The sequence below is a fragment of the Streptomyces sp. BE303 genome (genome assembly GCF_036290945.1).
In the GTDB taxonomy this organism is placed as follows: domain Bacteria; phylum Actinomycetota; class Actinomycetes; order Streptomycetales; family Streptomycetaceae; genus Kitasatospora.
In genome coordinates this window covers 103445-116972 of record NZ_JAQYWZ010000912.1, presented here as the reverse complement: position 1 = coordinate 116972, position 13528 = coordinate 103445, and the positions used below count along the sequence as shown (strand labels likewise).

General features: G+C 72.9%; 11 protein-coding genes. 3 read left to right on the top strand and 8 right to left on the bottom strand.

The window, feature by feature from the left end; all coding sequences use genetic code 11:
• Together PUR56_RS37265 and mce are read right to left on the bottom strand one after the other, a co-directional pair.
• A partial coding sequence (locus PUR56_RS37265; protein WP_329952214.1) for a hypothetical protein occupies nt 1-2467 on the bottom strand: 2467 nt, incomplete at its 3' end.
• A 600-nt stretch (nt 2468-3067) separates the two neighbouring features.
• Nucleotides 3068-3511: a methylmalonyl-CoA epimerase gene (mce, locus tag PUR56_RS37260; RefSeq protein ID WP_329952217.1), complete on the bottom strand. Its 444-nt coding sequence runs from the start codon at nt 3509-3511 to the stop codon at nt 3068-3070.
• A gap of 258 nt (nt 3512-3769) precedes the next feature.
• Between mce and PUR56_RS37255 the strand changes: the two genes are divergently transcribed.
• Nucleotides 3770-4963, top strand: a complete 1194-nt coding sequence (locus PUR56_RS37255) for an acetyl-CoA C-acetyltransferase (RefSeq protein WP_329882996.1) — start codon at nt 3770-3772, stop codon at nt 4961-4963.
• Between the two features lie 79 nt (nt 4964-5042).
• Nucleotides 5043-5999, top strand: coding sequence for a methylmalonyl Co-A mutase-associated GTPase MeaB (gene meaB / locus PUR56_RS37250; RefSeq protein ID WP_329952213.1), 957 nt, complete (start codon nt 5043-5045; stop codon nt 5997-5999).
• 113 nt (nt 6000-6112) lie between these two features.
• Here the strand turns inward: meaB and PUR56_RS37245 are convergent, their stop codons facing one another.
• From PUR56_RS37245 to PUR56_RS37230, 4 genes are all read right to left on the bottom strand, one after another.
• Nucleotides 6113-6637 (bottom strand): MarR family winged helix-turn-helix transcriptional regulator, encoded by a 525-nt coding sequence (locus PUR56_RS37245; RefSeq protein ID WP_329882994.1) that lies wholly within the window; start codon nt 6635-6637, stop codon nt 6113-6115.
• An 85-nt stretch (nt 6638-6722) separates the two neighbouring features.
• Entirely contained in the window at nt 6723-7523 is an 801-nt protein-coding gene (locus PUR56_RS37240) for an AIM24 family protein (protein ID WP_329883202.1), read from the bottom strand.
• Between the two features lie 257 nt (nt 7524-7780).
• A complete protein-coding gene (locus PUR56_RS37235; protein WP_329882993.1) occupies nt 7781-8431 on the bottom strand; it encodes an AIM24 family protein in 651 nt (216 codons plus the stop codon).
• Nucleotides 8431-9069 (bottom strand): AIM24 family protein, encoded by a 639-nt coding sequence (locus PUR56_RS37230; RefSeq protein ID WP_329882992.1) that lies wholly within the window; start codon nt 9067-9069, stop codon nt 8431-8433. Before PUR56_RS37230 ends, PUR56_RS37235 begins: the two co-directional genes overlap by 1 nt.
• Nucleotides 9070-9300: 231 nt before the next feature.
• Between PUR56_RS37230 and PUR56_RS37225 the strand changes: the two genes are divergently transcribed.
• On the top strand, nt 9301-9624 hold the full coding sequence (locus PUR56_RS37225) for a DUF3817 domain-containing protein (protein ID WP_329883201.1): 324 nt from the start codon (nt 9301-9303) through the stop codon (nt 9622-9624).
• A gap of 124 nt (nt 9625-9748) precedes the next feature.
• Here the strand turns inward: PUR56_RS37225 and PUR56_RS37220 are convergent, their stop codons facing one another.
• Both PUR56_RS37220 and PUR56_RS37215 read right to left on the bottom strand, forming a co-directional pair.
• Nucleotides 9749-11362, bottom strand: a complete 1614-nt coding sequence (locus tag PUR56_RS37220; RefSeq protein ID WP_329952212.1) for a M4 family metallopeptidase — start codon at nt 11360-11362, stop codon at nt 9749-9751.
• Between the two features lie 486 nt (nt 11363-11848).
• On the bottom strand, nt 11849-13486 hold the full coding sequence (locus PUR56_RS37215) for a M4 family metallopeptidase (protein ID WP_329952211.1): 1638 nt from the start codon (nt 13484-13486) through the stop codon (nt 11849-11851).
• Nucleotides 13487-13528 lie beyond the last annotated feature (42 nt).

Here is a 13528-nt window from a genome sequence, read left to right as displayed (position 1 = left end):
GGACGCGGGTGGCGTGTGCCTCGGCGGCTTCGCGCAGTGCCGTGGTTTCGGCGGTGGTGCGGTCGGTGAGTTCGGTGGCGGCTTGTTCGGCTTCGGTGCGGACGCGGGTGGCGTGTGCCTCGGCGGCTTCGCGCAGTGCCGCGGTCTCGGCGGTGGTGCGGTCGGTGAGTTCGGTGGCGGCCTGCTCCGCCCGCTCACGGGCCGCCGTGGCGGCGGCCAGGTGCTCGGCGGTCTCCTCGCGCTCCCGCTGCAGACCGGCGGACGCCTCCTCGCGTTCGCGCCGGCTCTCCTCGCGCAGCGCCTCGGCGGCGGCCTCGGCCTCGGCCCGGCTCCGGGCGACCTCGGTGTCGGTCTCGGTCCTCAGCCGCTCCGCGTCGGCGACGGCGGCGGCCCGGACGGAGGTCGCCTCGGCCTCCGCGTCGGCCCGCAGGACCTCTGCGGCGGTGCCCGCCTCGGCACGCACCCGCTGGTCGAACTCGTTTGCCTCGCGGCGCAGTTCGGCTGTCTCGCGCTCGGCGGCGGCCCGGTTCTCGGCAGCCGCGGCCTTGGCCGCGGCGAGCGCGCCCCGGCCCTGCTGCTCGGCCGTGGCCGTGATCTTCGCGGCCTCCGTGCGGGCCCGCTCCAGGGTCTGCTCGGCCCGCCCCTGGGTCTCGGTGGCCTGCTCCTTGGCCTGCGCGCGCAGGCGCTCGATCTCGCCGGCCGCGCCCGCGCGGAGCTCGTCCGCGTCGGACTTGGCCTTGGTGAGCAGCTCCTCGGCGTTCTTCGCCGCCTCCTCGATCTGCAGGACGGCCTGCCTGCGGGCCTCGCCGCGCACCCGGTCGGCCTCGGCGGCGGCCTGGGCGCGAAGCTCCTCGGCCTCGGCGCGCAGCCGCGCGGCCTCGTCCTGCATCTCCTGGATCCGCTCGCGGATGGCGGCGGCGTCGTCCAGGGCGGCGTTCTGGGCGGCCTCGACGGCCGCGCGGGCCTGCTCGCGCAGCCGCTCGGCCTCGGCGGCGGCCTCGGTGCGGATCCGGTCGGCCTCGGTGGTGGCCTCGGTGCGGGTCGTCTCGACGTCCCGGCCGGCCCGGGCCAGCATCTCCTCGGCGGTCTTGGCGGCCTTGGCCAGGTGGACGGCGGCGTCCTTGGCGCCGGCGGCCCGGCCGGCCTCCTCGGCCTCGCCGCGCAGCCGCGCGGCGGTGGCCTCGGCGTGCGCCCGAAGCTCGGCGACGTCCCGCTCGGCCTGGCCGCGCAGCTCGGCGATCGCGGCCTCGGCCTCGGCGCGCAGCTGTCCGGCCACCGACTCGGCGGTGGCGCGCAGCCGCTCGCTCTCCTCGGAGGCGGCGGCCTTGGCGGCTTCCGCCTGGGCCTGCTTGGTGGAGGCTTCGGCGCGGATCGCCTCGGCCTCCTTGGTGGCCTGGGCGACCATCCGGGCGACCTCGGCCCGGGCGGTCTGCGAGCGCTGCTCGCTGGCGGCCTCGCCGTCGGCGACCTTCCGCTCGGCGGCGGCCTCGGCGTCGGCCTGGAGCTGCTCGGCGGCGACCTCGGCCCGGGCCCGCAGTTCGGCGGCCTCCTGGCGGGCCCGCTCGGCCTCGGCGATCGCCTCGGCGCGCAGCCGCGCTATCTCCGCCTGGGCGTGGGCGAGCGCCTGCTCGGCGCGGGCCTGCTCGGCGGCGGCCTCCTCCTTGAGCCGGCCGATCTCGGCGTGGGCGACGGTCAGCTGCTGTTCGGCGGCGACGTGCGCGGCGGCCAGCTGCTGCTGGGCTTCGCCGCGGGCGGCGTCGACGTCGGCGGCGGCCTGGGCGCCGGCCTGCTGGGCCTGCTCGGAGGCGGCGCGCAGCATCCGCTCGGCGTCGGTGTGGGCGCGCTGGAGGGCGGCCTCGGCGGCGGCGTGGGCCTCGCCGCGGGCGGCGTCGACGTCGGCGGCGGTCTGCGCCCGGGCCTGGTCGGCCAGGGCGGTGGCCTCGGCGCGGGCAGCGGCCATCATCCGGTCGGCCTCGGCGCGGGCGTCCTGGAGGAGGCGCTGGGCCTCCTGCTCGGTGCCGGCCCGGGTCTGCTCGGCCCAGTTGACGTTCTCGTTGACGTGCTGTTCGGCGCTGCGCCGCAGCTCGGCGAGCTCGTCCTCCAGCTGGCGGCGGCGGGCGGCCAGCTCGGCCTCCAGCCGGGCCGTGCGCTCGGCGGCCTCGGCCATGATGCGCTGGGTGGCGGCCTGGGAGTCGCGAAGCTGGCGTTCCGCGTCGGCGCGCAGCTGCTGCGCCTGCATCTCGGCAGTGCGGAGCATCTGCTCGGCCTGGCCGGAAACGGCGTCGAAAGCGCGCGGCTGGGCCAGCATGCGACGGGACTCGTGCAGCTTGGCCCGGAGTACCTCCACCTGGTAGGCGAGGTCCTCGGCATGCTCGACTGCCTTTTCCCGTTCCTTCCGAGTCCGATCCATGTCGGCCTCGAACTGGGAGAGGTGGTCGTCAACCTCGTAGCGGTCGTAGCCCCGCACTCCGCGGTCCCATCCATCTCCTGGTCGCGTCCTCGACCCGGCCGGTCCGGTGCTCCCGTTGTCCGGGCGCTGGTCCGACTGGTCCTTGCATCCGCGCTCGTGCGGGCGGCCCCGTCCTTGGGGGCACCCGCCGCGGTCGTGGGAGTCCGGGGCTTGGGAGCGCGGTCGATCCGCGTTCCCCCGTCCGGGTGGACTCCTGGGCGAACTCTTGCCTTGTGGAGAATGGTGACAGATCCGTCTTGCGACTGTTCAGCCGTGCCCGCGAAATGGACTCCCCTGCGACGGGCCTCCCACCGGGGCGGACGGGCCTGTCTTCGGCCGTGCCCGTCGTCCCCGTCCCCCGGAGTCTTCGCGCACCTGGGCATTGTAGTGGGAGCGCCTTGCGGGGGAATGGCCGCGTGGGGGTTTTCCGGCTCGCCGCCCGAGGTTACCGGCGGGTCATGAGCGTGGAGGGGCGGTGGCACGGCGGCGGACGGGCGTCCGGGGGGCCCGAGGAGTGCCGGAGGAGTCGCCGGGAACGGGGCCGGGGAGAGACGCCGAAGCGGCCGGGAAGCGGCGGGGAGGGGCCGGGTGCCGCCGCCCGGCGGCACCCGGCGTCGCTCAGTGGGCCTCGTGCTCGCCCGGCTTCGCGGCGGTGACCAGCTCGGTCAGTACGCCGCCGCAGTCCTTCGGGTGCAGGAAGGTGATCCGGGAGCCCATCGAGCCGATCCGCGGCTCCTCGTAGAGGACCCGGACGCCCTTGGAGCGGATCTCCTCGGAGTCGGTGTCCACGTCGGCGGTGCCGAAGGCGATGTGGTGGACGCCCTCGCCGTTCTTCGCCAGCCACTTGCCGACCGGGGAGTCCTCGCGGATCGGCTCCAGCAGCTGGAGGTAGGAGGCGCCGCCGTCGCCGGTGTCGTTGATCTTGAGCATGGCCTCGCGGACGCCCTGCTCCTCGTTGACCTCGCTGTGGAACACCTCGAAGCCGTAGGTGGAGCGGTAGAACTCGACCGTCTTGTCGAGGTCGTGGCAGGCGATGCCGATGTGGTCGATACGGGTCAGCACGGTGGCCTCCGGATGCGGCGCGGGTGACAGGTCGGCAACAGTGCAGCGCATGCGGGTCCGCGGCGCCAGCGATCCCGGTGCGAGCCTGCTCACACGGGAGGCCCGGCGGCAAGGGTTCACCCGGACCGGGTTGACACGGTGTTGACTGGAGGGTGCCAGTGCGCTCGATCACACGGTCGGTCCGGTGACGGGCGGGTAGCAGGTCAGTACATTGAGCGGCATCCTCACCTGGCCACGACGTGCGAAGGGGCCCGTCCTATGACCAACACCACCTCTGTGATCGTTGCCGGTGCACGGACCCCGATGGGTCGGCTGCTCGGTTCGCTCAAGGGCTTTTCCGGCGCCGAACTCGGCGGCTTCGCGATCAAGGCGGCGCTGGAGCGGGCCGGTGTCACGGGCGACCAGGTCCAGTACGTGATCATGGGCCAGGTGCTGCAGGCCGGCGCCGGCCAGATCCCGGCCCGCCAGGCCGCCGTCAGGGCCGGTATCCCGCTGAGCGTCCCCGCGCTCACCATCAACAAGGTGTGCCTCTCGGGTCTGGACGCCATCGCCCTGGCCGACCAGCTGATCCGGGCCGGCGAGTTCGACATCGTGGTGGCGGGCGGCCAGGAGTCCATGACCAACGCCCCGCACCTGCTGCCGAAGTCCCGCGAGGGCTACAAGTACGGCGCGATCGAGCTGCTCGACTCGATGGCCCACGACGGCCTGACCGACGCCTACGAGAACATCCCGATGGGCGAGTCCACCGAGAAGCACAACGCCCGGCTGGGCATCCCGCGCGAGGTCCAGGACGAGATCGCGGCCGCCTCGCACCAGCGCGCCGCCAAGGCCCAGGCGGACGGCGTCTTCGACGCCGAGATCGTCCCGGTGGCCGTCCCCCAGCGCAAGGGCGAGCCGGTCCTGTTCAGCCAGGACGAGGGCATCCGCGCCGACACCACCGCCGAGGGCCTGGCCCGGCTGCGCCCGGCCTTCACCAAGGACGGCACCATCACCGCCGGCACCTCCTCGCAGATCTCGGACGGCGCCGCGGCCGTGGTCGTGATGAGCAAGGCCAAGGCCGAGGAGCTGGGCCTGAGCTGGATCGCCGAGATCGGCGCGCACGGCAACGTCGCGGGCCCGGACAACTCGCTGCAGTCGCAGCCGTCCAACGCGATCCGGCACGCGGTCGCCAAGGAGGGCATCGCCGTCGGGGACCTCGACCTGATCGAGATCAACGAGGCCTTCGCCGCCGTCGCCCACCAGTCGACCAAGGACCTGGGGGTGTCGTCGGAGATCGTCAACGTCAACGGCGGCGCGATCGCGCTCGGGCACCCGATCGGCATGTCCGGCGCACGGGTGGTGCTGCACCTCGCGCTGGAGCTCCAGCGCCGCGGCGGCGGTGTCGGCGCGGCCGCGCTCTGCGGTGGCGGCGGCCAGGGCGACGCGCTGATCGTCCGGGTTCCCAAGGCCTGACCCGTCACAGGAAACCCACTCAGGGGCTGCGGACCGCCACCGGCGGGCCGCAGCCCTTCGGCGCAAGGAGCAGCTACCCATGATCGATGTGCCGACGCTGGTCGAGCAGGCCCGGCAGGGCCGTCCGCGGGCGGTAGCCCGACTGATCTCGCTGGTCGAGAACGCCGCACCCGAGCTGCGCGAGGTGATGGCCGCGCTGGCGCCGTACGCCGGGCGCGCCTACACCGTCGGGCTGACCGGCTCGCCGGGCGTGGGCAAGTCCACCTCCACCTCGGCGCTGGTCTCCGCCTACCGGCGGCTGGGCAAGCGGGTGGGGGTGCTGGCGGTCGACCCGTCCTCGCCGTTCTCCGGCGGCGCGCTGCTCGGGGACCGGGTCCGGATGCAGGACCACGCGACCGACCCCGAGGTGTTCATCCGCTCGATGGCCACCCGGGGCCACCTGGGCGGCCTCTCCTGGACCGCCCCGCAGGCGCTGCGCGTGCTCGACGCGGCCGGCTGCGACGTCATCCTGGTCGAGACGGTCGGTGTCGGCCAGTCCGAGGTGGAGATCGCCGCGCAGGCCGACACCACCGTGGTGCTGCTCGCCCCCGGCATGGGCGACGGCATCCAGGCCGCCAAGGCCGGGATCCTGGAGATCGGCGACCTCTTCGTGGTCAACAAGGCCGACCGGGACGGCGCCGACGCCACCGCCCGGGAGCTGAACCACATGCTCGGCCTCGGCGGGCCGCGCGAGCCGGGGGACTGGCGGCCGCCGATCGTGAAGACCGTCGCGGCCCGGGGCGAGGGCGTGGACGAGGTGGTCGAGGCGCTGGAGAAGCACCGCGCCTGGCTGGACGAGCACGGTGAGCTGGCCGTCCGCCGCCGCCGCCGGGCGGCCGACGAGATCGAGGCGATCGCGCTGGCCGCGCTCCGCGCCCGGATCGGCGACCTGCGCGGCGACCGGCACCTGACGACCCTGGCCGAGCGGGTGGTGGCCGGGGAGCTGGACCCGTACGGGGCGGCCGACCGGCTGGTCGCGGGGCTCACGGCGGCCTGACCGGTCCGTGCGGAAGGCCGGCACCCCTCGTGCGGGGCGCCGGCCTTCGTCCCGCGCGGCGGTTCGTTCCGTCGTGCGGCGGTTCCGTGTCGCGCGGTGGTTCGGGGGCCGGGTCAGGAACGGCCGCGGAGCCCGCGCAGGTGCTCGGCCACCGGGGCGAGCGCCTCGTACATCGCGTCCAGCTGCTCGGGCGTGAAACGGTCGATGAAGTGCGCCCGGACGCTGCGGACGTGGTCCGGGGCGACCCGCTGCATGGTCTCCCAGCCCTGTTCGGTGAGGTGGGCGTACAGGCCGCGGCGGTCGCCCGGACACTCCTGCCGCAGCACCAGGCCGGCGTTCTCCATCCGGGTGATCTGGTGCGAGAGCCGGCTCTTGGACTGGAGGGTCGCGGTGGCGAGGTCGGTCATCCGCATCCGGCGCTCGGGGGCTTCGGAGAGCACGACCAGGATCTCGTAGTCGTTGATCGCCAGGCTGTGCGGCTGGAGTTCGCGGCCGAGCTGGTAGTCGAGCAGCTTGGCGACCTCCAGGTGGGCCCGCCACAACCGCTGCTCCCGGGAGGACAGCCAGGGGGTCTCCTCCTCGGGGCCCGCGGGCTGCGAGGAGGAGACGTCGGCCGGGGCGATCGTGTGCGTGTCCATGGACACAGCATACCCCAATTAGTTCAATGTTGTACGAATTTACCGGCGTTCACGAACGCCGGCGTACGGATCCGGCCGGGGAGGCTCAGAGTCCGAAGCGGCGTCCGAGGTCGCCCAGGTTACCGAGGCCCGGCACGTTCGGGCCCCCGTGGCCCTGGGCGTGCTGCGGCGGCACCCCGCCCATCGGCACGCCGGCCTCGGCGTGCACCTGGCCGACCGCGCGCTCGGCCATCAGCACCTCGGTCGACTGCAGCAGCACCTGGCCGGCGCCGATGAACTCGAACTGGTGCTCCTCGCCGGACGCCCCGCCCAGCCCGGTCAGCCGGCGGATGCCGCCGATCACCCCGTGCATGTAGTCGTGGTCGTAGTGGTGGCACGGCGCCGGGCAGTCCGCCCAGCCCACCAGTGCCTGCGGGTCCACCCGGATCGGCGGCTCGACGAAGTGCACCGGTCCGTTGGAGGCGGCGACGAACTTGCCGCTGCCGATCAGGGTGAGGAACCCGGGGATGATCGACTGCTTGAGCCGCAGTGTGGGCTCGTACGCGAGGAGGTTGCCCGAGCGGACCGTCAGGTTGCCCTCCTCCAGGTCGTAGGAGTTGAGGTCGAAGGCGCGGTCGGCCAGCAGCAGCTTGCCCCGCCCCTCGGCGACCACCCAGTCCGCCGCGTGCATCGGCGAGTTGAAGTGCTGCCCGAGCATCCGGTCGATCGCGCCGGCGCCGACGCCCTTGAAGGAGATGTCGCCGTAGTAGGCGATCATCTTGCCCTTCTGCAGGAAGTACGACCCGTTGAGGTCCACCGAGAAGGCGTACGGGTTGACGTTGTCGTTGACCGGCAGGCTGTGCACGTCGTGCACCACCGGGCCGGAGCCGTCCTGGGCCTTGGGCAGCGGGGCCTGGGCGCCGCCGAACTGCTCCTGGGCGTACTGCTGCGGCGGCTGGGCCGGGTAGCCCTGCTGCGGGGGCGGCGGGTACCCCTGCTGCGGGTAGCCCGGCGGGGGCTGCGGCGGGTAGGGCTGTCCCTGCTGCGGGTACCCCTGCGGCGGGTAGGGCTGCCCCTGCTGGGGGTAACCGGGCTGCGGGTAGCCGGGCTGGGTGGGCTGCCCGTACGGGTCCTGCCCGTACGGGGGCTGCGGCGGGTAGGACATCAGAGCTTCTCCTCGCTCGCCTGCACGTACACCGCGCCGTTCCCGGACAGCTCCAGCTGGAACGCCTCGCCGGAGCCGCGCCCGATCATGTCGCGCCACCCCAGCGCGGTGGACAGCTTGTTCTGGACCTGGCCGCGGTGCGCGACGTAGGCCTGCGGGTCGACGAACACCGGCTGGTGCGGGGTGATCGGCAGCTCGAAGACGCCGCCGTGCGCCATCACCGCCACCGCGCCGTGGCCGTCCAGCTTGGTGGTGAACAGGCCCTGTCCGGTCACCTGACCGCGGACCATGCCCATCACACCGCCCTGCGAGCCCATGAACATGGTGGACTGCTGGAGCGAGCCCTCGAAGGCCAGCAGCCGGTCCGCCTCGACGTACAGGGTGTCGCCGGTGAGGTCGATGACCTGCACGTGGTGGCCGCCGTGGCCGAACATCACGCTGCCGTGGCCCTCGACGCTCATCAGCGGGGTGTCCTCGTTGGCCACCCGGCGGCCGATCATCGACATGACCCCGCCCTGCCCGCCGGTGATGTTCGGAGTGAACCGGACCTCGCCGCGGTACGCGAGCATCGCGCCGCGCTGGCTGAACAGCCGCTGGCCGGGAACGACCACGGCTTCGATCATCTTGCTGTTGATCTTCGTGAACGCCATCAGACGTCGCCCCCGACGGTCAGCTTCTCGGACGGCTGCACGTAGACCAGGCCCTCGCCGGCGAACTCGACCTGCACGGCCTCGCCGCCGCCCTCGCCGATGAAGGTGCTCCAGCCGGCGCCCGACTTGATGGAGCGGTTGAGGTTGCCGGTGTGCGCCACGTACGCACCCGGGTCGACCCGCAGGGGCATGCCCTGGGTGACCCGGAGGATGATCGCCGGACCCTTGGAGGTGACCGCGGCCCAGCCGTGGCCCTCGACCTTGGTGGTGAACAGGCCGTTGCCGGAGGAGACGCCGTTCAGCCCGGTGAAGCTGGTACCGGTCTTCAGCGTCGCCTCGGTGCAGAGCAGGTTGTCGGACTCGACGTACAGCGTCTCGCCGTTCAACCGCACGAGGTTGATCTCGGTCGCGCGGTCGGCGAAGTAGCAGGTGCCCTGTCCCTTCACCTCCATGACCGTCATCTGCTCGCCGGTCAACCGGCGGGTCACCATGCCCCGTAGGCCGTCGCCGCCGCCGCTGAGCTTCTTGAAGCCCATCTGGCCGGTGTACGCGACCATCGAGCCGTTTCTGGCCTTCACGGCGTCGCCCGTCATGTCGACGGCGAGCACCTTGGACCCCTGGAGTCGAAACTGTGCCACGGGCGCAATCTAGCGGGCCGCGGGCGGCCCGGGGGAGGGGGTGGGGGTGTTCTGGTACGCATCTGGGACAAAGCGGGGGTCCGGACTCCGCTCCGGACCCGGCTCCGCGCCCCTGCACCGCACCCCTGCTCCGGACCCCGGCCGAGGACCCGGACATGTGCTCGGTGATAATGGGCCGGACGCTTGTGAGCCGGTTCACAAGTGATCTCCGACCCCCGCATCGAGGTACCCATCGTGAACAGCAGCGCCGTCCACCGCCTGCGCCTGGTCTCCGGCCCCGAAGGGGTCTCCTTCCTCCTCCTGCTGCTGTGCTCGGTGCTGAAGCGCACCACCAGCTTCAACGGCGTGCCCGTGATGGGCATGATCCACGGGATCCTCTTCATCCTGTACGTGGTCTTCTGGATCATGGCCTGGCAGGCGCAGAAGTGGGACGTCAAGCGCGGCGCCGTGCTGTTCATCCTTTCGGTGCTCCCCGGCGGCGGCTTCGTCGCCGAGCGGATGCTCGCCAGGGAGGAGCGCGCCGGCGGCCCGGTCGGGAAGCCCGTCACGGCCTGAGCCGCCGACCGGTCCGACCCCGCCGCGAACGCCGACAGGCTGCCGGGGCCCCCTCTCCCAGTGGGCCCCGGCAGCCTGTCGCTTTTCCGGGAGTGGTCCGGTGGCGACTAGTTGACCTTCACCGCTAGTTGACGTTCACCGCGCTCCAGGCCGCGGCCACGGTGTTGTACTCGGTGCTGCCGGCGCCGTAGAGGTCCTTGGCGGCGTTCAGCGTGCCGGTGCGGGCCGCCTTGTAGTTGGTGCTGGAGGTGAAGTAGGTGGTCAGCGCGCGGTACCAGATCGCCCCGGCCTTGGCGCGGCCGATGCCGGTGATCGTGGAGCCGTTGGAGGTCGGGCTGTTGTAGCTGACGCCGTTGATCACCTTGGCGCCGCTGCCCTCCGAGAGGAGGTAGAAGAAGTGGTTCGCGACGCCCGAGGAGTAGTGGACGTCGATGCCGCCGATGCCGGAGTACCAGGAGTCCTTGGACGAGCCGTCCTTGGAGGGCTTGTCCAGGTAGCGCAGCGGCTGGCCGTTGCCGAAGATGTTGATCTTCTCGCCGATCAGGTAGTCCGGCACGTCCACCGGCAGATTGGCGTACCACTCGACCAGGGTGCCGAAGATGTCCGAGGTGGCCTCGTTGAGGCCGCCGGACTCGCCGGAGTAGGTGAGGTTGGCGGTGGCGGAGGTGACGCCGTGGGCCATCTCGTGGCCGGCCACGTCGATGGCGGTCAGCGGGTTCGAGTTGCCGGTGCCGTCGCCGTAGGTCATGCAGAAGCAGGAGTCCTGCCAGAACGCGTTGACGTAGGCGTTGCCGTAGTGGACCCGGCTGCTCGCGCCGACGCCGTTGTTCTTGATGCCGTTGCGGTTGAAGGTGTTCTTGAAGTAGTCCCAGGTGGCGCTGGCGCCGAACTGCGCGTCCACCGCGGCCGACTGGGTGTCGGAGGCGAGGCCGTTGCCCCAGTTGTTGTCCGCGTCGGTGTACAGCGCGTTGCCGCTCTTCGCGTTCCCGGTCCACTGGTTGCCGCGGGACGCGTCCTTGAGCTGGTAGGTGGAGCCGCTCTGGGTGGTGGTCAGGGTGACCGAGCCGACGTGGACGCCCTTGCCGGTGCCGGTCGCGGTCTGCACCTCCTCGTGGGTGGAGAGCACCTTGCCGCTGGCGGCGTCGGTGATCAGCCGCTGGCTGCTCGGGGTGCCGTCGGCCCGCTCGCCGTGGACCACCGTCTGGTAGGCGAGGCGGGGGCTGCCGTCGCCCGCCCAGACGACCAGGGTGGGCGGGCTCGCGCCGTCGACCCGGCTGACCGGGACCTCGTCCGCGTCGGCGGCGATGCCGACGGTGGCCCGGACCGAGTCGACCGCCTGGGTGGAGGCCGTGCCGGCGGAGAGCGCGGGGGTGAGGCTCGGCAGCGAGAGCCGGCCGTCGAAGGCGCGGTCGACGGAGGTGATCGTCCCGTTGGCCTTCTGGTGCACGATCAGGTCGCCGCCGAGCACCGGCAGGCCGGCGAACGTCCGGTCGTAGCGCAGGTGCCGGGTGCCGTTGGCGTCGACGATGGCGTCCTTGACGACCAGCGTCTCCTGGCCGCCGAGCGCGAGGGCCTGGGCGAGCGGCGCGGCCTGCTGGCCGGCCAGGGCGATCAGGGCTTCCCGCTGCTGGACCGGCGCGGGGGGCGCGGCCTGGGCGGGGGCGGCGGCGACCTGGATGGCGCCGGCCAGCAGAGCGGTGGCGGAGAGTACGGCGCCGGCTGTCAGCTTTCGCTTCACGTACGGGGTTCCTTCCACGAAACCGCGGGTGCGCGGTCACGCCGCATACCGGGGCACCGGGGTTGGCGCCGTGGGGCGGTAGGGCGTTGACGTGCTGTCCCGTGCGGCCTGGCGGTCCGTCGATGGGTGGGGGCGACGGCCGCCCGACGGGGCGTGGTCAGAAGCATGACAATGCAGGTTGTGAAAGAACAGGGTGCGGCCGGCGATTGGCCAGGTCCCGCCACGCGCAGGTGCGGGAGGTGACGGAGCGCCGGGTGTCCGGTTCGGGACGGTTCGTCCGGCTGGCGGGATCCCGCCAGCCGACGGGCCTTGCCGGGCCCGGCGGCCGTTGCTACCGCGCGCCCGTGCCCGTGCCCGCGCCCCCGGCGCTCGCGCGTACGGGCGGCGCGTGGACGCCCGGTGCCCGCCGGTGGCGGAGGTCCGGGAACGCCGGACGCCCGGGGCCTCCCCTCCCAGTGAGGACCCCGGGCGTCCGGCACGCGGACGTCAGTTGACGTTGACGCCGCTCCACGCGGCGGCCACCGCGTTGTACTCGGTGCTGCCGGCGCCGTAGAGGTCCTTGGCGGCGCTGAGGGTGCCGGTGCGGGCCGCCTTGTAGTTGGTGGTGGAGGTGAAGTAGACGGTCAGCGCGCGGTACCAGATCGCCGCGGCCTTGGTGCGGCCGATCCCGGTGACGGTCGAGCCGTTGGAGGTCGGGCTGTTGTAGCTGACGCCGTTGATCACCTTGGCGCCGCTGCCCTCGGCCAGCAGGTAGAAGAAGTGGTTGCCGACGCCCGAGGAGTAGTGGACGTCCAGGCTGCCGACGCCCGAGGACCAGGAGTCGGCCGATCCGCCGTCCCTGGAGGGCTTGTCCATGTAGCGCAGCGGCGTGCCGTCACCGTTGATGTCGATCTTCTCGCCGATCAGGTAGTCCGGCTTGTCGGCGGGGAGGTTGGCCGACCACTCGACCATGGTGCCGAAGATGTCCGAGGTGGCCTCGTTGAGGCCGCCGGACTCCCCCGAGTAGTTGAGGCCGGCGGTGGCCGAGGTGACGCCGTGGGTCATCTCGTGGCCCGCGACGTCCAGTGCGGTCAGCGGGTGCGTGTTGCCGTCGCCGTCGCCGTAGGTCATGCAGAAGCAGGAGTCGTTCCAGAACGCGTTGACGTAGTTCTTGCCGTAGTGGACGCGGCTGGTGGCGCCGACGCCGTTGTTCTTGATGCCGTTGCGGCCGAAGCTGTTCTTGTAGTAGTCCCAGGTGGCCGCGGCGCCGAACTGCGCGTCCACGGCGGCCGACTGGCGGTTGGCGGCGGTGCCGTCGCCCCAGGTGTTGTCGGCGTCGGTGAGCAGCGTGCCCGACCCGGAGGTCCTGCCCTTGAGGTCGCTGGTGGACTGTCCGCCGCGGGAGGCGTCCTTCAGCGAGTAGCCGCCGCTCGCGGTGGAGGTGGTCAGCGGGACGCTGCCGACGAAGACGCCGGTGCCGGTGCCGGAGGCGGTCTGCACCTGCTCGTGGCTGGAGAGCACCTGACCGGTGGCGGCGTCGGTGACCAGCAGCTGGCTGCTCGGGGTGCCGTCGGCGCGGAGGCCCTCGACGGTGGTCCGGTACGCCAGGCGCGGCTTGCCGTCGGCGGCCCAGACGACCAGCTGGGCGGCGCCCGCCCGGCGGACCTCGGTCACCGGGGACTCGTCCTTGTCGGCGGCTATGCCGACGGTGGACTGCACCGCGCCGGTGGCCTGCGAGGCGGCCTGGTCGGCGGGGATCCCGGGGGCCAGGCTGGGCACCGAGATCTGCGCGGCGACGGCCTTGTCGACCGCCTTCACCGCGCCGTCGGGCGCCTGGTGCACCACCAGGTCGCCGCCGAGCACGGGGAGGCCGGCGAAGGTGCGCTCGAAGCGGAGGTGTCGGGTGCCGTCGGCGTCCACGACGGCGTCCTTGGCGACCAGCGTCTCCTGGCCGCCCAGGGCGAGCGCCCCGGCCAGCGGGCCGGACTGGCCGCCCGCCAGCGCGATCAGGTCGGCGCGGTGCTGCGCGGCCTGCGCCTGGGCGGACGGGGTCGGGGTGGCCTGGGCCGCGGTGCTCACCTGGATGACGCCGGTGAGGAGGGCGGTGGCGGAGAGTACGGCGCCGGCTGCGAGCTTTCGCTTCACGTACAGGTCCTTCCGGAAAACCGCGTGTGCGCGGTCGCACCT

Excerpts from the sequence above, each read along its gene's own strand:
- PUR56_RS37255 (WP_329882996.1), top strand. The coding sequence starts at position 3,770 with ATGACCAACACCACCTCTGTGATCGTTGCCGGTGCACGGACCCCGATG.
- meaB (WP_329952213.1), top strand. The coding sequence starts at position 5,043 with ATGATCGATGTGCCGACGCTGGTCGAGCAGGCCCGGCAGGGCCGTCCG.
- PUR56_RS37245 (WP_329882994.1), bottom strand. The coding sequence starts at position 6,637 with ATGGACACGCACACGATCGCCCCGGCCGACGTCTCCTCCTCGCAGCCC.
- PUR56_RS37235 (WP_329882993.1), bottom strand. The coding sequence starts at position 8,431 with ATGGCGTTCACGAAGATCAACAGCAAGATGATCGAAGCCGTGGTCGTT.